We start from the raw sequence: 19,172 nt of genomic DNA, 5'->3' as shown, positions 1-19,172 counted from the left end.
GCTACAGCGAGCCTTCGCGAATTGCCGTGATGATGGCCGAGAAGTCGTTGTCCGCTCCCCCGGCCTCGCTGAACTTCTTGTACAGCTGCGTGGCCAGCGCGCCCATGTGCGCGTCGGTGTCGGTCAGCTGCACGGCGCTGGCGGCCAGGCCCAGGTCCTTGCTCATCAGGGCCGCGGCAAAGCCCGGGGCATAGTCCCGGTTTGCCGGGGATGAAGGCACCGGCCCGGGCACCGGGCAATTGGTCGTCACCGACCAGCACTGGCCGGAAGCCGAGGAGATGACGTCAAAGAGAGCCTGGTGGCTCAGCCCCAGCCGCTCGCCGAGCACGAAGGCCTCCGCGGCACCGATCATAGAGATCCCCAGCAGCATGTTGTTGCAGACCTTGGCCGCCTGCCCGGCTCCGTGCCCGCCACAGTGCACCACCCGCTTGCCCATGACTTCCAGGACCGGCCGGATCTGGTCCAGGTCCGCCTCCTCGGCGCCGAGCATGAAGGTCAGCGTTCCCGCCTCGGCTCCCACCACCCCACCGGAGACCGGGGCGTCGGCGCTGCGGTGCCCACCGGCCACCGCCAACTCGGCGGCTTCGCGGGCCTGGGCCACATCAATGGTGGAGCATTCCAGGAACAGCGTATTTGGCGGGGCCGCCTCCAGCAGGTAGTCGCGGTAGGCATCAAGCACGTGCTGACCGGTGGGGAACATCGTAACCACGATGTCCACACCCTGCGCCGCCTGCGCCCCTTCCTGCACCGTGGTGATGCCCAGGCCGGTGGCCGCTTGAAGTGCCTGGGGCATGACGTCGAAGGCCTTGAGCTCGTAGCCGGCCGCGTGCAGGTTTGCCACCATGGGCAGGCCCATGTGGCCCAGCCCGAGAAATCCGATCCGAGGTTTGCTGTCCATGCCTATTTCACTCCTTAACGCTTACGGTGCCATGTTCGATCAACTCGAAATCCAGTTCGCGCCCGGTCAGGGGCGCCAGGTGGCGGGCCACGCGCTGCTGCGCGCTGAGCCCGTCCACCCGCGCCGCCCACTGTGGGCTGCGGTCCTTGTCGATCACCTGGGCACGGATCCCCTCGCCGAAGTCCGGGTCGTCCAGGCGGTGCACTGCGGCCCGGAATTCCCGGCGCAGGTCTTCGCGCAGGTCGCTGCCCGCCTCCTGCAGCAACGCCAACACCAGGTCCACCGAGCTGGGGCAGGCCCGTTGCAGGGCGGCGGCCGCCCGCTGCGCCGCCGGATCCTGGTACCGCTGCAACTGCTGGAGGATATCCACCGGTTCCGCGGCCTCAAACGCCCTGATCCACGGTTCGGACAGGATCCCGGGGGCCGGCTGACTGCGGTGCTGGTTGAGCACCTGGTCCGCCGACAGGGTTTCCAGCTCCCGCAGCAGCTGCGGCAACAGGCGCTGTTCCACGTGCACGTCGGCCAGGCCCAGTTCGATCGCGTCGGCCGCCCCGACGCTCTGTCCCGTCAGCGCCGCGTAGCGTCCCGCCGAACGCGGCGCGCGCGCCAGTAGGTGGGTGCCGCCCACGTCGGGAAAGAATCCGATGGAGACCTCTGGCATGCCGCATTTGCTGGCCTCGGTGACCACACGGTGGCTACCGTGGGCCGAGATGCCTATGCCCCCGCCCAGAACAATGCCGTCCATGAGGGCGATATAGGGCTTGGGGTATTCATCAATCAGCGCATTGAGCTGATATTCAATGCGCCAGAATTCCTCGGTGGACCCGTCGCGGTCGTTAATGTCGCGATAGATGGCAACGATGTCCCCACCGGCACACAGCCCGCGCTCCCCGGCCCCGGTCACTGCGACCTGGTGGATCTGCGGATCGTCACGCCAAGCCAGCAAAACGTCGAGCATCTGCTGGCACATCGCGGTCGTCAGGGCGTTCAGCGCACGGGGACGGTCCAAGGTGATTAGCCCCAGGGTGCCGCGCTGTTCAATGCGGATATCGCTCATCTATCAGGCCTTCTCGTGAGGGAGGTCACATGCTACTGACGAATATACTCGGACATCCAAGTATTTTGAAGGGTGCCATCCAAACTCGCTCGCCGCAGCGGCCAGCCCGTGATTTCATCGACCCGGATTCCCGCGCCAAAAATTGATAGGTTGAAGACGTGAAGATTGCGACTTGGAATGTGAACTCCCTCAGGGCCCGCGCCGACCGTGTCGAGGACTGGCTGCGGCGCACCGACGTCGATGTCCTGGCGATCCAGGAAACCAAGTGCAAAGACGAGAACTTCCCCTGGGAACTGTTCGAAAACAACGACTACGAGGTGGCCCATTTCGGGGTGAACCAGTGGAATGGGGTGGCGATCGCCTCCCGTGTAGGGCTGGACGACGTCGAACGCACCTTTGGCGGTCAACCCTCCTTCGGCAAGGGTGGGAAGGATCCGATCCAGGAGCCGCGCGCCATGGCCGCCACCTGCAACGGCGTTCGCGTGTGGAGCCTCTACGTTCCCAATGGACGCGCACTGGATGACGAGCACATGGAATACAAGCTGCAGTGGCTCGATGTGCTGAAGGACAATGCGGCCTCCTGGCTGGAACGGGATCCCGACGCCCAGATTGCCCTGGCCGGGGACTGGAACATTGCCCCAAGGGACGAAGATGTCTGGGACATCGACTTCTTCGTTGAGAACCGGATGACCCACGTTTCCGAGCCCGAGCGCGCAGCGTTCCGGGCCTTTGAGACCGCAGGATTCAGCGACCCAGTGCGCCCCTTCACCGAGGGCGCCTTCACCTACTGGGACTACACTCAGCTGCGCTTCCCGCGTGGTGAGGGCATGCGCATCGACTTCGCACTAACCTCGCCGGCGCTGGCCGCCCGGGTGAACAATGCCTGGATTGACCGTGAAGAACGCAAGGGCAAGGGTGCTTCGGACCATGCCCCGGTGGTTGTGGAGCTCGCCGGCTGATGACTCCGGAGATCTCTGGCCCACTTCAGGAGCTGAGTGCAGCCACCGCTCACCTGCGGGTGTATGAACCGCTGGCCGCCTTTGAGGACTGGGCGCAGAGTATCATCCTGTCCACCCCCAAGCGCGACTGGCAACAATCCGAGGAACATGAAACCCGTCTGCTCTGGACCCGCACGTTACGCAGGGTTTCGGATCCCTTCCCCCACGACGAGCCGGAGTTCTTCCGAGCGGTAACCATCGCTGGCTATGACGGTACAGAGCACACGCGGTACTGCCCAGGCCAACTGCCGGCCCGGGCGCTGCTCGCCGCGGAGCAGGCGGAGGAAGCTATGCGTCCGGAGGTTTTTGACCTGCTCGTTCCCCCCGCAGCGCGGGAAGCCAACGCTGCCCGGTTGGACACCAACCGGCTGGCCGAGGACCTGACGCACCTGAACACCCGCACCTCCAGCTGGGGCATCCCCTTGAGCTGGTTCGCGCTCTTCCGCGAGGATGACGAGGTTCGGGTTCACCAGCAGGGCGACAAGTTGCGCTCGGTTCGCCTGCTGACCACGTTTTCGCAGGCAGTGGAGCGACTATCCTGGGCCCTGAACGTCATGGTCGCGCACGCCGCCCAGGCCCCGCTGTTTGAAGAACTGGGACAATTGGGCACCTGGCTGGAGGGCTTTGACCGGGAGTCGGTGCTTGAACTCGATTACGGCACCCTGGCCGAATTGGTCTGGCCGGACGATTCGGTCAATGACCTACACCATGGCCTGCAGGCGCTGGAAGAGAGCGACGCCACCGGGGCGGCTGCCGCATACCGCAGGTTAAGCAACCGCTGGCTGGGGCCGCGACATCTGGGACGCGCCAACTAGGGCCGACCACGGGAGGCGGGTGAGCCTTCGGTTCGCGCCACCGGCAAGCTTAACGCAAAAAGCCTTCCCGAAGGAAGGCTTTTCTTGGCGACCCTGACGGGACTTGAACCCGCGACCTCCGCCGTGACAGGGCGGCGCGCTAACCAACTGCGCTACAGGGCCATGTGATTTGGATTGCCACCCAAACGACATAGTAAAAACCCTCGGTCACCCGAGGGCTTGCGTGGCTCCGACCGGCGTCGATCCGGTGACCTTTCGATTTTCAGTCGAACGCTCTACCAACTGAGCTACAGAGCCTGGCATCGCCATTGCTGACGGACACCCGGTATCCAATTTCTTGGAAACCTAAGCGACCCTGACGGGACTTGAACCCGCGACCTCCGCCGTGACAGGGCGGCGCGCTAACCAACTGCGCTACAGGGCCTTGCTATTGCAAGCCGGTGAATTACTCCACCTGGCAATCGATAACGATTGCTTGTACCCCCAACGGGATTCGAACCCGTGCCGCTGCCGTGAAAGGGCAGTGTCCTAGGCCGCTAGACGATGGGGGCCTATGATCTGCTGCGGTTTCTTGCGTCTCCGCTGCGGACTTCAATAACTATACGTGGCATTTTTTGATTTCGCAAAACGAGCTCCACCCCTCCCATGGCGCACCCGAAGACCCTTCGCCGCCATCTTCCAACGTAGTCTGGAGGCATGGATTTGCAGATGCCCGACGAGGAGTTTGACGAGCTGGTCCGTCAGGCGATCGAGGCGATTCCCGCCTCTGCCCAGCGCATGATGGATAACGTCGCCTTCTTCATTGAAGACGAGTACGAACCCTTGCCCGGAGAACCGGAAAACACCGAGATTCTGGGCATCTATGAGGGCATCGCCCTCACCGAGCGGGACCACGACTGGGCGGCGGGTGCCATGCCGGACCGGATCATCATCTTCAAAAACCCAACGCTGCGGGTCTGCCGATCACCTGAAGAAGTGGTACGGGAAGTGGGCATTACCGTTATGCACGAGCTCGCTCATCACTTCGGCATCGATGACGCCCGACTGCATGAATTGGGCTGGGGATAGCTCCGAAGGCGGCGCAAAGTTTTTTGAGATCTGCGTCACCAGGCAGGTTCCCGCCGCAGGGCGAGACCGCCGCACCCCACGCCGATCGCGACCGGATCAAACCGCGGATCCCCTTAAGAGCCTATCTATAGGTAACGGACGAGAGCTGCCGGAGAGGGGCCGCACCCGACGCCATCCGACCCAGCCCGTATTGAATCCAGGACCACCGCCCGAACCCTTTCCGACAGCGAATGCAGGACGCTTCCTTATACCGAATCGCAACAATCCTCCAAATTCTGAGACCTTCATGCGGAGTTTAGCGAGGCCCAGCACTAGCTCAAGGAAACCCAATCTCTTTCATGCATATCAAAAGTCCTCATGTCACACCGTTTCGGGAGAATCTTCCAGCAATGTAATTCATGTGACTGGTGTGACGAGTGTTGCCATCGGTTACAGAATTGGCCTAGTGTGCTAGTTGGAACCTTATCCAAACCGTGACCTTTGAGACGGATTTCGAAGGCTTCATAACAACGGATGCGGGCACCACTCATCATCATTCAAAACTCGTGAGGAACGACCACATGCCTAAACGCCACACGCTCAGCGTCGCTGCATGCTCCCTTGCCCTGGCTGCCACCTGCCTCGCGGGCGCCATTCCGGCCGCGGCCTCCAGCCAGCCATCTGTCACCTCATCCTTCACGGTCCCGGCAGCACCAGAAGGTTCGAGCATGCCCACTGCCGCAGAGGTGGAAGCCGCCAAGGGCGACAAGGCCGCCACCGACGCCATGATCAGCCGACTGGAGAGCTCACTGGCCGCCAGCCGGGATCAGCTGGAGCAGGCGGAAGCTGAGGCGCTGCAGGCGCAAGATGTTCTACTCACGGCCACCGAAGAGCGCGACGCCCGCGTTGCCGAGGCCGACCGGGCCCGCGAGCAGGTGAAACTGGCCAAGACCTACTTGGACCAGAGCCGCGAAGCCGTTGGAAATATCGCGGCCGACCTGTACCGCGGCGGCGCAAGCTCCTCCACCCTGGGCATTCTCCTGCAGGACGACGAGTCCAACGACGTGTTCTACAAGGCCGCAACCATTGATGCGCTGAGCCAAAGCCAAGCCCACAAACTGAACTCCGCCGCTGAAGCGCAGGCCCTGGTCGACGCCTGGCAGGATTATTCGTCTGCAGCCGAAAAGGCGGCAAAGAAGGCCACCGAGGACTACGATCAGGCTGCTTCGACCGCCAACTCCACGTTGAACCGCTACGAATCGGCCGTGGATCCGCAGCGCAAGCTGCGCGACGAACTAATCGGTCACCTGGCCACCTTGCAAGAGCAGGAAGAAGCCGAGGTGCGCAAGCAGGTCGAGAAGGCTGAAGCCAAGGCGGACGAAGAGAAGCTTGACTCCGTCATTGCCCAGGACACTGAGCCCAAGGTTGAGGACAACGAGCAGGCCCCGACGGTCGGGCAGGTCACTCCGCTAACGGTAGAGAAGCCTCAGGAACTGGCTGCCAGCGAGCCGGAGGACTCACAGGAGCAGGACAAGCCGAACGTGGCGCCAACTCCGGAAGTCGAAACGGAGCAGGCCGAGGAAGAGAAGCCTCAGGAAGCAGCCAAGCCGACCCCGAAGCCGGAGCAGAGCAAGGCACCCGAGCCAGAGCAGCCAAAGGCCGAAAAGCCGAAGGCCACCGAGAAGCCCGAGGAAACCAGCAAGCCGAAGGCGGATAAGCCCAAGGAATCAACGAAGCCAAAGACGGAAAAGCCCAAGGCTGAGAAGCCGAAGGAAACCGCCAAGCCCAAGCCGCAGCCGCAGCCGCAGCCGCAGACCACTCCGAAGCCTACTCCCAAGCCGCAGCCTAAGCCGCAAGTGACGGAGAAGCCCAAGGAAACCATCACCCCGCAGAGCAGCAGCAACTACTCGGCGGCGATCTCCTGGGCCATGAAGACCGCCAATGACCCGAGCAAGTACTACGTCTTCGGCGCCAATGGCCCGAACGCCTTTGACTGCTCCAGCTTTGCCCAGCGGGCCTTCGCCCAGTCGGGCATCTCCTTGCCACGTTCCTCCACCCAGCAGTACCAGGCTGCCCCGCAGTACGTATCGCTGAGCCAGTTGCGCCCAGGGGACCTGGTCTTCTCCTCCTCCAACGGTGGGGCTTCCATGTACCACGTGGCCATCTACATCGGCAACGGACAGGTCGTGCACGCACGCAACCCACAGGCCGGCATCTCGGTGACCCCGCTGAGCTACGTCAACAACATCATGCCGCGGGCGGCACGCTACTAGGCACACCCGAAAGGGACAGCCAGCACCCGGTCACAGGGACCGTGGATGGAGCATTCTTCTCGAACTGCCCCGCCCACGGTCCCTTTTCATGCCCCGAACACCTGACCCGGCGGATGCAGGGGCTCCCCAACCCTCCGCGCAACCCCCTGACACCCAGCGGCCGCTGGATCACCGGGGCTTCCCGGCGGTCCAGCGGCCGCTCGTTCAGGCTTCCGGCTACGTGAGTGCCGGAGCGCTGGGTCTTTCTACTGTTCCTCTTCCTCGAAGTCCTTGCGGTCTGCCAGACGCGGGTCCTCGCTGTCCGGGACCACCATCACCGGGCCCTTCGAGTGGTGCAGCACGCCCTGGCTGGTCGAGCCCAACAGCATGCCGGCAAATCCGCCGCGGCCCCGCGAACCGGTCACGGTCAGCACCGCGTGCTCGGATTCACGGATCAGCACTTCCACCGGAGGGCCGGGGATGACATCGGTTTCCAGTTTCAAGTCCGGGAAATGCGACTTCAGCCAGCGTGCACCGACTTCCATCTGATAGCGCACGTCTTCGAGCACCGCCTCCTGGTCCACGGTGGCCGGCATCCAGGCCAGCGCGGCACTGACCGGGGCCACAGCGCACACGACGCGCAGGGTGATGTCCCGGGCCAGCGCGGCCTCCGCCGCGGCCAGCACCGCGGCGCGGGCACGGTCCGAACCGTCCACACCGACCACGATGGCCTCGCGGCTTTCGATCTCCTGGCTCTCCTGCTCCCTGGCCATGCTCAGCGGCACCACCACGGTGGGGCACTTGGAGTGGGCCGGCAAGGCGGAGGACACCGAGCCGAGCAGGCGCCCGACGAAGCCGCCGCGGCCGCGGGTGCCCACGACCACCAGATCGGCGTCATTGCTCAGGTCCAACAGCACTCCAGCCGGGTCCCCGGATTCAATGTAGGTGCGAACCTGAACGTCGGTGTCCCCTATTTCCTCGCGGGCCTGACGCACAATGTCCTCGGCGCCGCCACGGATCAAGTCGTCGTCCAGGGTGGAATAGCCCGCGTCCATTGACGATGCGGCGAACACCGGAATGGTGTACGCCGAAACCACGTTCAGCACGGTTCCCCTGCGGCTCGCCTCACGCACCGCCCACTTCAGGGCGCAACGCGATTGCTGGGAGCCATCGACGCCAACGACGATCCCCTCGATCTTCTCGGTTGCGGCAGGTGTCTGGTCGCTCATCAGATTCACTCCTCATAGCCCGGCACTTACATCGGGGTGATTCCCGTTACCCCCAATGTACTTCCATTCTTCCCATTGGTGTGAGTTGGGTCTAATGATTTCACGCACAGCCTACTCATTGCGGGGTTCGGGGTTTTTCGCCGAGGCAGAAAAGCATAGAATTTTTACCATGTCCTCCAGCACCCAAACCCCCGCGACACTTACGTTCGCCCAGCGCGTAGACCGCTATTTCAAGATCTCCGAACGCCAATCAACCTTCTCCACCGAAATCCGCGGTGGCATCGCCACCTTCTTTGCGATGAGCTACATCGTCGTGCTCAACCCGCTGGTGCTCTCCGGGGCCGATGCCAGCGGCACCGAGCTCGGGCTGCAGCGCGTGGCCGCCGTGACCGCGTTCGTGGCCGGCATCCTGACCATCATCATGGGCGTCTGGGCCCGCCACCCCTTCGCCATGGCCACCGGCCTTGGCGTAAATGCGTTTGTGGCCATCACCGTAGCCACCAATCCGGGCCTTACCTGGCAGGACATCATGGGACTGGTGGTCATCGCCGGCGTGGTGATGTTCGTTTTGGTGCTTACCGGCTTTAGAACGGCGGTGTTCAACGCGGTGCCGGCCTCGCTGAAAACGGCGATCGTAGTGGGCATCGGCATGTTCATTGCCCTGATCGGTCTGGTGAACTCGGGTTTTGTGCGCCGCATCCCGGACGCCGCGGGCACCACGGTTCCGGTGGGGTTGGGCTTTGACGGCAAGCTGCTGGGCTGGCCCATCCTGGTGTTCATCGTCGGACTGCTGCTGACCATGGCCCTGGTGGTCCGCAAGGTCAAGGGGGCCATCCTCATCGGCATTGTCGCCGCAGCGGTGCTGGCCAACATCCTGGAGGCCATGTTCGACATCGGTGCCTCCAGCGCCGAGAACCCCAGCGGCTGGTCGCTGGTGGTCCCCTCCCTTCCCTCCTGGACCCTGCCGGATCTGAGCTTGATCGGCCACGTGAACCCGATCGGCGCGTTCTCCTCCCTGGGCGTGACCGCAGCGCTGCTGCTGGCGTTCGTGATCCTTCTGTCAATCTTCTTTGACGCCATGGGCACCATGGTGGGCTTGGCGGCCGAAGCCGGGAACATCGACGAGGAAGGCAACATCCCCGACGTTGAGAAGGTCCTGCTGGTGGATGCCGCCGGCGCCATTGTCGGTGGCGGCACCTCGAGCTCCTCGTCCCAGATTTTCGTCGAGTCCGGCGCCGGCATCGGCGAAGGCGCACGGACCGGGTTTGCCTCGGTGATCACTGGACTGCTGCTGCTGGCCGCCATGTTCCTGACCCCACTGATCTACCTGGTGCCCTTCGAGGCCGTGGCCCCAGCACTGGTGGTGGTTGGCTTCATGATGATCTCGCAGGTCACCAAGATCGACTGGAACGACTGGGGCCTGGCGCTGCCGGCGTTCCTGACCTTCACCCTGATGCCGTTCACCTACTCGATCGCCAACGGGATTGGCGCCGGCTTCATCGCCTTCGTGTTTATCCGCTCAGCCCAGGGCCGGGCCCGCGAAGTGCACCCTCTGATGTGGGTAGTGGCCGCCGCCTTCGTGTTGTTCTTCGGCATTGGCCTGATCGAGCAGCTCACGGGCGTGTAGCCGTTCAACGCCCCTGCGCAGCACGGGTCGAATCCGGAGCGTCGGATGGCGCTCCGGATTCGACCCGTTTGTCGTACACCGGGCCATCCGGCATGCGCCACGGCCGTGATGGGTCAATGTAGACTCACCAACAACGGTCCTGCGCTCCGCGGCGGCCGGATACCACTTCCCACCTGCAGGAGGTTACGCGGCATGGGCACCCAATGGATCGAAGTTTTTGCCGGCATGAAGAATCCCGGGATGCGCCACGTGCTGGGGCTGGTGCTCTGCGGCCAGCAAGAGCAGCTGCCCGAGGATCGAACCACCACGAAGAATCTGGAGCGGTGGGAGAAAATTGGCCTGTTGCGCCAGGGGCCGGGCTGGGAGCTTAACGAGCAGCTGCTCACCTCGGCCCTTCGGGCTCGGGCCCGGCCCAAGCCCGAAGGGGTGCAGCGATTTTTCAACGGGCCGCGCCTGCTCACGCTGCCGGCGAGGCCCGTTGAACGGCACGAGGTGCTGCGCCAGATCCGGGATGCGGCGATTGGCGCTGATGAGGAACTAAGTGAAGAGCGGCTCAACGACCGGCTGCGCACAATCCACCCGGACGTCGCGTTGCTGCGCCGTTACATGGTTGACAGCTTGCTTCTGGAGCGCAGCGCGAACGGCAGCGCCTACCGAAGCACCGGCGCGGCGTAGCGCAGGCTAGCCGCTGATCGGGCTGGCGCCGGCAATAAAGCGGCGCACCCCGGCCCCGGAAATGACCTGGGCCGGCAACGGGGCCATGCGCAGGTTGCGTTCGAATCCGGCATCCAGCGGCAGCGGTTCGTCACTGGCCAAGAACACGATGTTCCCGTAGCGCCGCCCCTTGAGCATGGGGGCATCGGCCACCATGGCCACATGGGCGAACACCTCGCTGAGAGTGGCGGCCTCGGCCCGCGCCCCGGCCAGATCCGCGGTGTCCCCGCAATTGGCCAGGTAGGTGCCGCCCACATCCAGTACGCGCTGCACCTGACGGGCATATTCCAGCGTCGTCAGTTCCACCGGGGTGGTGCTGCCGGCGAAGACATCCCGGATGATGATGTCCCGGCTGGCATCGCTCAGGCCGGGCAGCACCTGCGCGGCATCCCCCACCCGCAGACGCACCAGTGGGGCCCGGGGCACCTGGAACTGGGTGCGCACCAGCTCGGCGAGCTTGGCGTCAAGTTCCACCACCACCTGCCGGGCGTTGTCGTAGGTGGCTGCCACCCAGCGCGCCATGGTGCATCCGCCCCCGCCCAGATGCAGGACGCGCAGCTTGCGTTGCCGGCCATCAAACCGCTCCGCCGGATAGCCGAAGCCGAACAGCGGTTGCATCCACCGCATGTATTCGAAGTCCAGGAACGTGGGATCATTCAGGTCAATATGCGAGGAGGGCACCCCGTTGACCTTGAGGATGTAGCGTTCGGCCCCGTACGGGTCCGGCTCAATCTCCGCCAGTCCGGTGTCAATCGGATACTGCCCGGGCAGCAGGGCACCGGTGGTTCTAGCCACGTTTTCGCACCATCCGGATTTCGCGCAGGCCTTCCCAGCAGCCGGCCAGGTCTTCCCCGGTACCGTCCGCCTCAAAACCGTGCTTGGCATAGAAGGCCCGGGCGCGGGCGTTCTGCTCCAGAACCCAAACCAGCGCGTCGCGCCGGCAAAGCACGGTCTCCAGCAGGTGCTCGCCCACCCCGGTTCCATACAGCGGGGAGAGCACATAGAGCATGCCCAGCTCGATCTCGACCCCGGTGTCCTTGTCCTCATCGATCACCGGGGTACCGCCAGCCAGCCCGATGATGGTCCCGTCGGCCAGTTCGGCGACGTAGAACTGGGCGCCGGCCTCAATCCCGCGCTCCCACCATTGGACCTGCGCCTCTAGCTGGTCCTCCTGCTCGGTAAAGAAGGATTCGGGCCGCAGATGGCCATACGCCTCGCGCCATGCCTGCAATTTCATCAGCAGTGCCGGGCGGATGTCCTCGGTCCGGGCCAAACGAATTCGATAGTCGTTCCTCAGTTGCACCACTACAGCGTACGACAGGCCATGCGAGAGTGGCCAAGAAACCACGCGGACGGAAAATTTCAGCCATCTCACGTTGGGCGCGCGGATGCTCTCCTACTTAAGTACGATTGAGCGCCCCGCCCGGATTTGAAAGACTGGCATTTAGACAAACACTCGGTGCCCACCGGCACCACGACCCGCCTTGGAGGTGCCCTGACGCGTGAGCAACAATGAAAAGTTCGCGTGGGTGGCCGCCGCCATGGTGACGGGCTTTTCGCTGGTGATCTGCCTGGCGCCCGGGCTGTGGCTGGCGGTGGCCGGGGCGATCCTGCTGATGGGCTGCTTCACCGTCATCGCCCAGCTTGAACGCGGCTCCGCGCAGCTGAACCGCAGGCACTGGTACTACCTGGTGCCGCTGGTGCTGGCTCCGAGCATCTGCGGGCTGCTTTCCGGGCCGGTCACCTTTTGGATGGGCCCGCTCATCGCCGTGGTGGGCGGGGTTGCCACCTATTACCTGGCCCGCAGCTATCCGGTGATCGGTGAGCCGCGCCCTGTCCAGGAGCCACTGGTGGATAGCGAGCACCACGTCTAGCCAGGTTTCTTCGTCTCCTCGGCCCAGCGCGCTGCGGCAACCTCCCGCCCCCAAACCGGGGCGGAGCTCATCGACGGCTGCTTCCCCCTTCGGCCTGCGGGCCGCTACTGCCCGGATTCCTCGATGGCGCTCTCCAGGCGTTCGAGTTTGCCGTGGATCTCACCTTCGTAACCCGGGCGGATGTCGGCCTTGATGACCAGGGAGATCCGCGACCCAAACGGGGCCACGGCCTCGGTGGCCCGCTTGACGACGTCGAAGACCTCGTCCCAGCTGCCTTCAAGCTCCGTGAACATGCTCGACGTCCTATTGGGCAGGCCCGAGTCGCGGACGACCTTAACTGCAGCGGCGACGGCATCGTGGACGGAGCCGTCGGGGTTGCTGCCGGTTCCGGATGGGGCTACGGAGAATGCGACGATCATGGGAAAATCCTTCCTTGGGGCCGGTGGTGTCGATCCCCACTGTGCCACCGTCCCACCGGCATTGTCATCCCTTGCGTGCGTACGCTACGCGGCCAGCCCGGTGGCCCGCAGCAGGATCGCGGCCCCTGCCCCGGCAATTACCACCAACAGGAACGGGGCCCGCAACAGCAGCGCAATCGCCGCGGCGCCCAGGGCCCCCACCCGGGCGTCAATGACCAAGTCCTGCCCGGAGGTGAACCCGTTCATGGTCACCAGCGAGGCCAGCAGGGCAATGGTCAGGATGCCGGCGACGCGGGACATCACCGGGGAATCCAGCACCCGGCGCGGCACGAAGTAGCCGCACAGCTTGATCGCGAAGGCGCTCACGCAGGCGCCCAGGATCCACCAGCTCAATTCACTCACGGCTTGCCTCCATCAACTTCACGCAGTCCGCCGTGCTCGGTGGCCCGCGGCGCGTGCCGGGACCCGGCCAGGGCGTACAGCACCGCGCCTGCTGCGGCGATCAGGATCGGCAGGCCCGGCGCAGTGAAGGGTACCGCCAGCGCGGTGACCAGCGCTGCACCGATCGCCACCAGGATCGGCTCGGCGCCCTTCAGCCGGGGCCAGAGCAGACCCAGGAACGCGGCCACGGCCGCGCCGTCAAGCCCCCAGGCGGCCGGGTCCCCCAGGGACTCTCCCAGCAGTGCCCCGGCCAGGGTGAACAGGTTCCACAGGATGAACACTCCCAGGCCCGCGGTCCAAAACCCCCGGGACTTCTCTGCCGGGGAGGACTGGGCCAGCGAGGTAGCCACGGATTCGTCGATGGTCACGTGGGCCATCAGCGGCACCTGGCCAGCCCGCGGACGCAGGGCCTGCTTGATCTGCATGCCGTAGACCGCGTTGCGCACCCCAAGCAGCGAGGCGGCGGTAAAGGCGGCCGAGGCCGTCCCGCCGCCGGCGATCACCCCGATAAACGCGAACTGCGAACCGCCGGTGAACATCAGCGCGCTCAGGGCCACCGTCTGCCACAGGTTCAGTCCCGCGGCGATGGCCAGGGCCCCGAAGGAAATGCCGTACAGCCCGGTGGCAATCGCTATGGACAGGCCCATCCGGGTCGCCGGCGTCAGTTTGCCCCTAGGCATGTCCGGCATCGTAGCGCACCTTGTACACCCCGCGCTTGACGCGGGCCTGACCAATTTGCACCTGCCGCAACTGGGACACGTGCTGGACGTGGGTGCCGCCGCACGGTTCACTGTTCACGCCCTGGATGCTGACCGTGCGGGTCCCATCCGCGGCGATGGTGCTGGTGACCGCTGTGCCGGCGGCAAGCAGCTCATCGACCCGCCGCTGCAGCCAGGCCTCCGCCGCCTGGCGCTGCTCGGGCTGCTCCACCGGCACATCCAGGCTTTGTGGATCGAAGTCCAGGCGGGCCTGGCCCGGGAAGTGCGAATGCCCGCGGTGCTGCCAGCCGCGCTCCTCACCGGCGAACCCCACCAGGTGCCCCGCGGTGTGCAGTGCGGCATGCAATTTGCGCCGTTCGGCGTCGATGGTGGCCACCACCCGGTCCCCGACCTGTAGCCCAGTGGTTCCGTGGAGCACCACCAGGGATTCAATGCGCGATACGGTGACCGGTTGGCCATTGACGGTCCCGGTGTCCTCTGGCTGGCCGCCGCCGCGCGGATGGAAGATGTTCGGGCTCAGGGCGATGTACTGCCCCTCGTCATCGGCCCCGGCGGCAATGACCTCCGCCTCGTTCTCAAACAGGTAGGTGTCGAACAGGTAGGCCTGTTCCTGTGGGGATGTTGGCGTGTTCACGTTTTTCAGCTTAGCCGCAGATCACCGGCAAACGTTTGTTGAGCCGGTTCACCGACCGTAACCGAAGGCACGTGCATCGGTCGGGGCGTCTAGGCCAGGCCGGTGGCCCCGCGCAGCCAGGCCGGATGGTTGCTGGTCAGTTGGCGCACCCCCAGGCCGTGCAGGTAGCGCGCGTCCGCCGGCTCGTCAACGGTCCAGACCCGGGGCACCAGGCCTTCACCGATCCACCGCCGGACCAGGTCCTCGTTCCGGCGCACCCAGGCCACGCCCGGCCCGACCATTCCCACGGTGCCGCGGCTGATCAGCTCCAGGCCTTCTTCGACCGAACGCTGCAGCACCCGGTACACCGCGGCACGGTCGGTCTGCCCGCTGGAGAGCAGTTCGTCGACCCATTCGGCGTCCACCTCCGTGATCAGCTGGCACAGCAGTTTGCGGTTGACCAGGTCCGCCAGGTAGCGGTTGGACTCCGGCTCAAAGCTCATCAGGCTCACTTGAATTTGCCCGCTGCTTCCGGCGGCGCCGGTTTCGCGGTTGAACCCGTGGGCGTCGAGCACCTGCAGCACCGCGTCTTCCAGTCCGCGCCCAGCCGGACTGGGATGCTTAATTTCCACGGCCAGCCCCACCGCGGCATTGCTGTGCTCAATCAATGTGAGCAGTTCATCCAGGGTGAGCAGCTGCTCGTGGATGTCCCCATAGGCGGCCGGAATCGGGGTGGAACGCAGCACCGTGAAGTCCAGCTCCTTCAGCTGCTTGACGGTGTACCGGGCCACACGCCCTTCGCCGTTGGAGGTGCGGTTCACGGTGGGGTCGTGGTGGCAGACCACCACCTGGTCCGCGCTGAGGTGCACGTCGCATTCGATTCCGTCCGCGCCTTCGGCAATGGCCTGCAGGTAGGCGGCACGGGTGTTTTCGGCGAATTGTGCCGAGCTTCCGCGGTGGGCGTAGAAGAGAGTGCTCATGCCCCTACGCTACTGGCCAGTGGCCGCCCGGTGCACGGTCCTCGGGTTGTGTGTTGGCCAAGAGCCGGCGAACTTCGAAAAATGGTCGGCGCACCGGCCCCGGCCCGGCGTGCCAGGGTCTACCGTGCGTTAAAGTGGTGCGCATGTCCCAGCTTTTGGAGCCGCGCGCCGCTGCACTGCGCCGGATGAAACGCGTGGCCCTGTCACTGCTGCTGCTGATGTTCGTGCTTTTCGTGGCCGGGCTGCTGCTACAGGGCCAGTGGCCCGCTTTCGCCTATCTTCGGGCGGCCGCCGAGGGCGGGATGGTCGGTGCGCTGGCCGACTGGTTTGCGGTGACCGCGTTGTTCCGCCACCCGCTGGGCCTGCCGATTCCGCATACGAACCTGATTCAGCGCAAGAAGGACGAACTGGGCGCCTCGTTGGGCAGTTTTGTCCAGGAAAACTTCCTGAACCCGGCGGTGGTGGGCCGCAAGCTGCTCGAAGCCAGGCTGCTGGCCCGCGCCGGCGGCTACTTGGCCAGCCGGCCCGGAGCGGACGCAGCCAGCGCCCAGCTGCGCACGGTGGCCCGGGGGATGCTGGACACGGTGGATGACGAACAGGTCCTGCCGGTGCTGCAGGCCCTGGCCCGGGACTACATGGTGGCCCCACAGTGGTCCACCACCTTGGGCACCCTGGGGGCCAAGCTGGTGCAGGACGGGCACCACGAGGCGGCCGTGCAGCTGCTGGCCCAACGCGCCCAGGTGTGGGTGGCCGGGCACCCGGAGGTATTTCGTGAGGTGGTCACCGGACGTTCGCCCTCCTGGGTTCCCCGGGTCGTGGATGAGCTGCTGGCGCAGAAGATCCACCGCGAACTGGGCGGGGTATTGAACGCGGTGGCCGGGGACCGGGACCACCCGTTGCGCCGGGCGGTCACCGACTGGCTGGCCGGATTCACCCGGGACATGCAAAGCGACCCGGCCACCATAGCCAAGGTGGAGCAGTTCAAGCACTCGCTGCTCGGGGACCGGCAGTTGCGGGAACTTGCGGTCACCGGGTGGGGGTCACTGAAGGCCGGCCTGGATGCCTCCCTGGCCGATCCCGATTCCCCACTGTGCCGGGCCCTGAACGGAGCCGTCCAGGACTTTGGGCGTCGACTGCTGCGTGAGCGGGCCCTGCGCCAAAGCCTTGAGACCCGGCTGGTCACGATGGTGCAGCGGTTCACCGCAGAACACGGACAGTCCCTGGCGGCTCTGGTCAGCGACACCGTGCGCGGCTGGGATCCGGCCGAGGCCAGTGCGAAGCTGGAGCTGCAGGTGGGCCGGGACCTGCAGTTCATCCGAATCAACGGGACCGTCATCGGGGCCCTGGCCGGGGTGGCCATCTATGCCGGAGGGCAGCTGATCCTGCTCCTGGCCGGATAGCCGGGCGGCCCGGCAGGCTACCTCTCGCCCCGGCGTCGGCGGCCGCTGCGGCGCAGGGCCGGCTGCGGAACCGGCTCAATGACTTCGGCGTCGATGATGTTCGGGTCGTCCAGCGCCAGCTGCTGGTCGCTGAGCGTGGGGATTCCGGCGAACGCGTCCGCGGCGGTCTCAATGACCCGTTTGGCCAGGAACCGGTTTCCGGCTCCGCCAATGACCGCCCCAATCCCGAAGGGCACCACCCTGCCCAGCATGCTGGCGGCCTGGGTGCCCAGGATCTTGCGCATGAACTTCTTTTGCAGGGTTCTTTGCATGGAGGTGTAGAAGCTGGTGGGGCGTCCTGCCCCGAATGCCCGGGCCCAGCCCTTGACCGGTCCCCCGCCGCGGCCGGCGGCCTGGGCGGTCAGGCCCGAAATCATCGAACTTCCCTCCTCGCCCATCAGCACCGCCATCACCAGCACCCGGGAGCGCTCCGGATCCTCAATGGCGATGCCGTGCAGTTCGGCCAGGGCCTGGGCGTAGAGCGCGCTGGCCTCCAGGAACCCGAGGGTGGCGGCCAGGGACAGCCCCAGGGCAGCGGTGGTTCCCACCACCGGCACGGCGGCGGTCCCGCCGACCGCTGCGCCGGATCCCGTGGCCAGCGCCAGGTAGTCCCGTTCCACGATTTTGGCCAGTTCCGCCGCCGTGGCCTGGGGGTGCTTGCGGTGCAGGCGCTTGAGGTAGGCCAGCACGATGGGACGCTGCACGCCAATGCCCTTGAGGATGGCCTGCTGGACGCCGGAACGGGGTTTTCCGTCGGGTCCGATCAGTGACATGGTGATGGGGTCTTTGCTCATGATGTACCAACTGTAGCGAGCAAGGCTAGAAATTTGCAGGGAAAACGTGGTTCGGATCGACCGGGTGCGGCTGCGGCCGCGCCGCGTTACCCACTAGTAGGTCAAATCGCTCCAGAGTAGTTCCGGGGTTCCGCTGAGGTTGGGCTGCTCGGTGCCGGGGTTCGACGGGGTCATTTCCTGGTCCCGGATGCTCCCGTGACGGGCGATCTCCAGGGTGTCGGCGGGCAGGATGTAGTTGGTGTCGTCGTGGATGCCCTGCTCGGCGACCCCGAGGTTCTCCAGCATGTCATCCACGGCTTGGTTATTGCCGTGGTTGCGTCCCAGCTCGCCTAGCACGACGTAGGGCTGGTGGTTGCCGGGGGCGGCGCCGCGGTCATCCTGCAGGTAGTCGGCCGCCGAAAGCCAATCGCCCACAATGCGCAGCTGGTCGCTGTGCCGCGGCGCGGAGTGCGTCAGTTCCTCGCGCACCTGGTCGGTCTGCACGGCGATGACCCGCACGGTGCTGCCACCCACCTTGATAGGTACATCCCAGAGTCCGGATTCCATGACCGGCATGGCCTCGGCGATGGTGCCGTTGAGTCCCGACTGGGGCATGGTGTTCCCCGGCATCTGGGACCAGCGCTGCTTGGTCACGGTCTGCACGTGCTGGGCGTCGATGGGGTGCTTGGAGAGCAGCACCATGGCACCCTGCCCGGGGAATTCGCCGTACCCCCAGGCGTCGGCTGGGCCGCCGACCACCTGGTCGTTGTCCAGGTCGGCGCCGCTGGGGGTGCCCTTGTTGGTGGGCCCGGCGTAGACATAGGGGTAGTCCACCGCCCGCCCACCATCCTGGGCGTGCTTCAGGTACTGGTTGTTCAGGGAGCGGGCCGCTGCCTCATCCGCGTCAATGCCGGTCAGCAGCACCACGTCGGCGTCCGCCTGCTGGATGGCCCTGGCCACCTGCGCGGCCTCGGTGCTGGCGCCCCCGGCCAGGTCGGCGCCGAGCTGGCCCTGCTGTTTGGCGCTGAGGTTCACGTCGAAGGTTGCCACGCGCAGTTTGCCATCCGGTGAATCGACCCAGAGGTCCTCCAACAACTGGGCCCCGAAGGGGTAGGCCGGGTCCTCTTCAATGTCGAAGATCCCGCACTGCTGGTAGTCCACCGGTTTTGGGGTCTGCTCGGCAGCCGGGGTGGCGGGAAAGATCAGGGCGCTTCCCAGGCCAAAAGCTGCAAGGCTAACCGACAAAAACTGCACGTGGCAACCCTACGCTGAACGCG

20 protein-coding genes and 4 tRNA genes are annotated in these 19,172 nt (G+C 65.3%); 8 read left to right on the top strand and 16 right to left on the bottom strand.

All coding sequences use genetic code 11. The features are described 5' to 3' along the window. Position 1: 1 nt before the first annotated feature. Both mmsB and GcLGCM259_RS00845 read right to left on the bottom strand, forming a co-directional pair. Positions 2-898 carry a 3-hydroxyisobutyrate dehydrogenase gene (gene mmsB, locus GcLGCM259_RS00850; protein WP_138925462.1) on the bottom strand — a complete coding sequence of 299 codons (897 nt, stop codon included), beginning with the start codon at positions 896-898 and terminating at the stop codon, positions 2-4. 7 nt (positions 899-905) lie between these two features. Continuing rightward, positions 906-1,955 (bottom strand): 3-hydroxyisobutyryl-CoA hydrolase, encoded by a 1,050-nt coding sequence (locus GcLGCM259_RS00845; RefSeq protein ID WP_138925461.1) that lies wholly within the window; start codon positions 1,953-1,955, stop codon positions 906-908. 158 nt (positions 1,956-2,113) lie between these two features. On the opposite strand from GcLGCM259_RS00845, the gene GcLGCM259_RS00840 reads away from it, so the two are divergent. Both GcLGCM259_RS00840 and GcLGCM259_RS00835 read left to right on the top strand, forming a co-directional pair. Then, complete coding sequence (locus GcLGCM259_RS00840; protein WP_138174611.1) at positions 2,114-2,914, top strand: exodeoxyribonuclease III; 801 nt, start codon at positions 2,114-2,116, stop codon at positions 2,912-2,914. Continuing rightward, positions 2,914-3,768, top strand: a complete 855-nt coding sequence (locus tag GcLGCM259_RS00835; RefSeq protein ID WP_138925460.1) for a DUF8083 family protein — start codon at positions 2,914-2,916, stop codon at positions 3,766-3,768. The genes GcLGCM259_RS00840 and GcLGCM259_RS00835 overlap by 1 nt, the downstream gene beginning before the upstream one ends. Before the next feature lie 85 nt (positions 3,769-3,853). Here GcLGCM259_RS00835 and GcLGCM259_RS00830 read toward each other — a convergent pair. The 4 genes from GcLGCM259_RS00830 to GcLGCM259_RS00815 form a co-directional block, all read right to left on the bottom strand. Beyond that, positions 3,854-3,930 (bottom strand) — tRNA-Asp (locus GcLGCM259_RS00830). A 62-nt stretch (positions 3,931-3,992) separates the two neighbouring features. Further along, positions 3,993-4,065 (bottom strand) — tRNA-Phe (locus tag GcLGCM259_RS00825). 53 nt (positions 4,066-4,118) lie between these two features. Then, positions 4,119-4,192: transfer RNA gene (locus GcLGCM259_RS00820), tRNA-Asp, on the bottom strand. Positions 4,193-4,246: 54 nt separating this feature from the next. After that, positions 4,247-4,319 (bottom strand) — tRNA-Glu (locus GcLGCM259_RS00815). A 145-nt stretch (positions 4,320-4,464) separates the two neighbouring features. Between GcLGCM259_RS00815 and GcLGCM259_RS00810 the strand changes: the two genes are divergently transcribed. Next, positions 4,465-4,836, top strand: a complete 372-nt coding sequence (locus tag GcLGCM259_RS00810) for a metallopeptidase family protein (protein WP_138174615.1) — start codon at positions 4,465-4,467, stop codon at positions 4,834-4,836. 707 nt (positions 4,837-5,543) lie between these two features. Next, a complete protein-coding gene (locus GcLGCM259_RS00805) occupies positions 5,544-7,088 on the top strand; it encodes a C40 family peptidase (protein WP_175419280.1) in 1,545 nt (514 codons plus the stop codon). 245 nt (positions 7,089-7,333) lie between these two features. On the opposite strand, the gene GcLGCM259_RS00800 is transcribed toward GcLGCM259_RS00805, so the two are convergent. After that, positions 7,334-8,296 (bottom strand): universal stress protein, encoded by a 963-nt coding sequence (locus tag GcLGCM259_RS00800; RefSeq protein ID WP_138925458.1) that lies wholly within the window; start codon positions 8,294-8,296, stop codon positions 7,334-7,336. Positions 8,297-8,465: 169 nt separating this feature from the next. On the opposite strand from GcLGCM259_RS00800, the gene GcLGCM259_RS00795 reads away from it, so the two are divergent. Then, positions 8,466-9,923, top strand: coding sequence for an NCS2 family permease (locus GcLGCM259_RS00795; RefSeq protein WP_054821227.1), 1,458 nt, complete (start codon positions 8,466-8,468; stop codon positions 9,921-9,923). 192 nt (positions 9,924-10,115) lie between these two features. Further along, a complete protein-coding gene (locus tag GcLGCM259_RS00790) occupies positions 10,116-10,598 on the top strand; it encodes a DUF2087 domain-containing protein (protein WP_175419279.1) in 483 nt (160 codons plus the stop codon). A 6-nt stretch (positions 10,599-10,604) separates the two neighbouring features. On the opposite strand, the gene GcLGCM259_RS00785 is transcribed toward GcLGCM259_RS00790, so the two are convergent. Together GcLGCM259_RS00785 and GcLGCM259_RS00780 are read right to left on the bottom strand one after the other, a co-directional pair. Then, on the bottom strand, positions 10,605-11,432 hold the full coding sequence (locus GcLGCM259_RS00785) for a spermidine synthase (protein WP_246049667.1): 828 nt from the start codon (positions 11,430-11,432) through the stop codon (positions 10,605-10,607). Continuing rightward, on the bottom strand, positions 11,425-11,940 hold the full coding sequence (locus GcLGCM259_RS00780) for a GNAT family N-acetyltransferase (protein ID WP_138925456.1): 516 nt from the start codon (positions 11,938-11,940) through the stop codon (positions 11,425-11,427). Before GcLGCM259_RS00780 ends, GcLGCM259_RS00785 begins: the two co-directional genes overlap by 8 nt. Before the next feature lie 199 nt (positions 11,941-12,139). Between GcLGCM259_RS00780 and GcLGCM259_RS00775 the strand changes: the two genes are divergently transcribed. After that, positions 12,140-12,511 (top strand): hypothetical protein, encoded by a 372-nt coding sequence (locus GcLGCM259_RS00775; RefSeq protein ID WP_054821225.1) that lies wholly within the window; start codon positions 12,140-12,142, stop codon positions 12,509-12,511. A 104-nt stretch (positions 12,512-12,615) separates the two neighbouring features. On the opposite strand, the gene GcLGCM259_RS00770 is transcribed toward GcLGCM259_RS00775, so the two are convergent. The 5 genes from GcLGCM259_RS00770 to GcLGCM259_RS00750 form a co-directional block, all read right to left on the bottom strand. Then, positions 12,616-12,930 carry a thiamine-binding protein gene (locus tag GcLGCM259_RS00770; RefSeq protein WP_054821224.1) on the bottom strand — a complete coding sequence of 105 codons (315 nt, stop codon included), beginning with the start codon at positions 12,928-12,930 and terminating at the stop codon, positions 12,616-12,618. 84 nt (positions 12,931-13,014) lie between these two features. Beyond that, positions 13,015-13,332, bottom strand: a complete 318-nt coding sequence (locus tag GcLGCM259_RS00765) for an AzlD domain-containing protein (RefSeq protein WP_138925455.1) — start codon at positions 13,330-13,332, stop codon at positions 13,015-13,017. Beyond that, entirely contained in the window at positions 13,329-14,051 is a 723-nt protein-coding gene (locus GcLGCM259_RS00760) for an AzlC family ABC transporter permease (RefSeq protein WP_138925454.1), read from the bottom strand. The genes GcLGCM259_RS00765 and GcLGCM259_RS00760 overlap by 4 nt, the downstream gene beginning before the upstream one ends. Continuing rightward, positions 14,044-14,724, bottom strand: coding sequence for an alanyl-tRNA editing protein (locus GcLGCM259_RS00755; protein WP_138925453.1), 681 nt, complete (start codon positions 14,722-14,724; stop codon positions 14,044-14,046). The genes GcLGCM259_RS00760 and GcLGCM259_RS00755 overlap by 8 nt, the downstream gene beginning before the upstream one ends. Before the next feature lie 89 nt (positions 14,725-14,813). Beyond that, the gene (locus tag GcLGCM259_RS00750; RefSeq protein ID WP_138925452.1) at positions 14,814-15,683 is read right to left on the bottom strand and encodes a glycerophosphodiester phosphodiesterase; all 870 of its coding nucleotides are present in this window, start codon (positions 15,681-15,683) and stop codon (positions 14,814-14,816) included. Between the two features lie 143 nt (positions 15,684-15,826). On the opposite strand from GcLGCM259_RS00750, the gene GcLGCM259_RS00745 reads away from it, so the two are divergent. Beyond that, positions 15,827-17,083: a DUF445 domain-containing protein gene (locus GcLGCM259_RS00745; protein WP_138925451.1), complete on the top strand. Its 1,257-nt coding sequence runs from the start codon at positions 15,827-15,829 to the stop codon at positions 17,081-17,083. Positions 17,084-17,100: 17 nt separating this feature from the next. Here the strand turns inward: GcLGCM259_RS00745 and GcLGCM259_RS00740 are convergent, their stop codons facing one another. Together GcLGCM259_RS00740 and GcLGCM259_RS00735 are read right to left on the bottom strand one after the other, a co-directional pair. Beyond that, positions 17,101-17,916: a hypothetical protein gene (locus GcLGCM259_RS00740; RefSeq protein WP_138925450.1), complete on the bottom strand. Its 816-nt coding sequence runs from the start codon at positions 17,914-17,916 to the stop codon at positions 17,101-17,103. Positions 17,917-18,009: 93 nt separating this feature from the next. After that, on the bottom strand, positions 18,010-19,149 hold the full coding sequence (locus tag GcLGCM259_RS00735) for an endonuclease/exonuclease/phosphatase family protein (RefSeq protein ID WP_138925449.1): 1,140 nt from the start codon (positions 19,147-19,149) through the stop codon (positions 18,010-18,012). Positions 19,150-19,172: the final 23 nt, after the last annotated feature.

The organism is Glutamicibacter creatinolyticus (assembly GCF_006094275.1).
GTDB classification, from domain to species: Bacteria; Actinomycetota; Actinomycetes; order Actinomycetales; family Micrococcaceae; genus Glutamicibacter; species Glutamicibacter creatinolyticus.
This window is presented reverse-complemented; position numbering and strand designations above follow the sequence as displayed.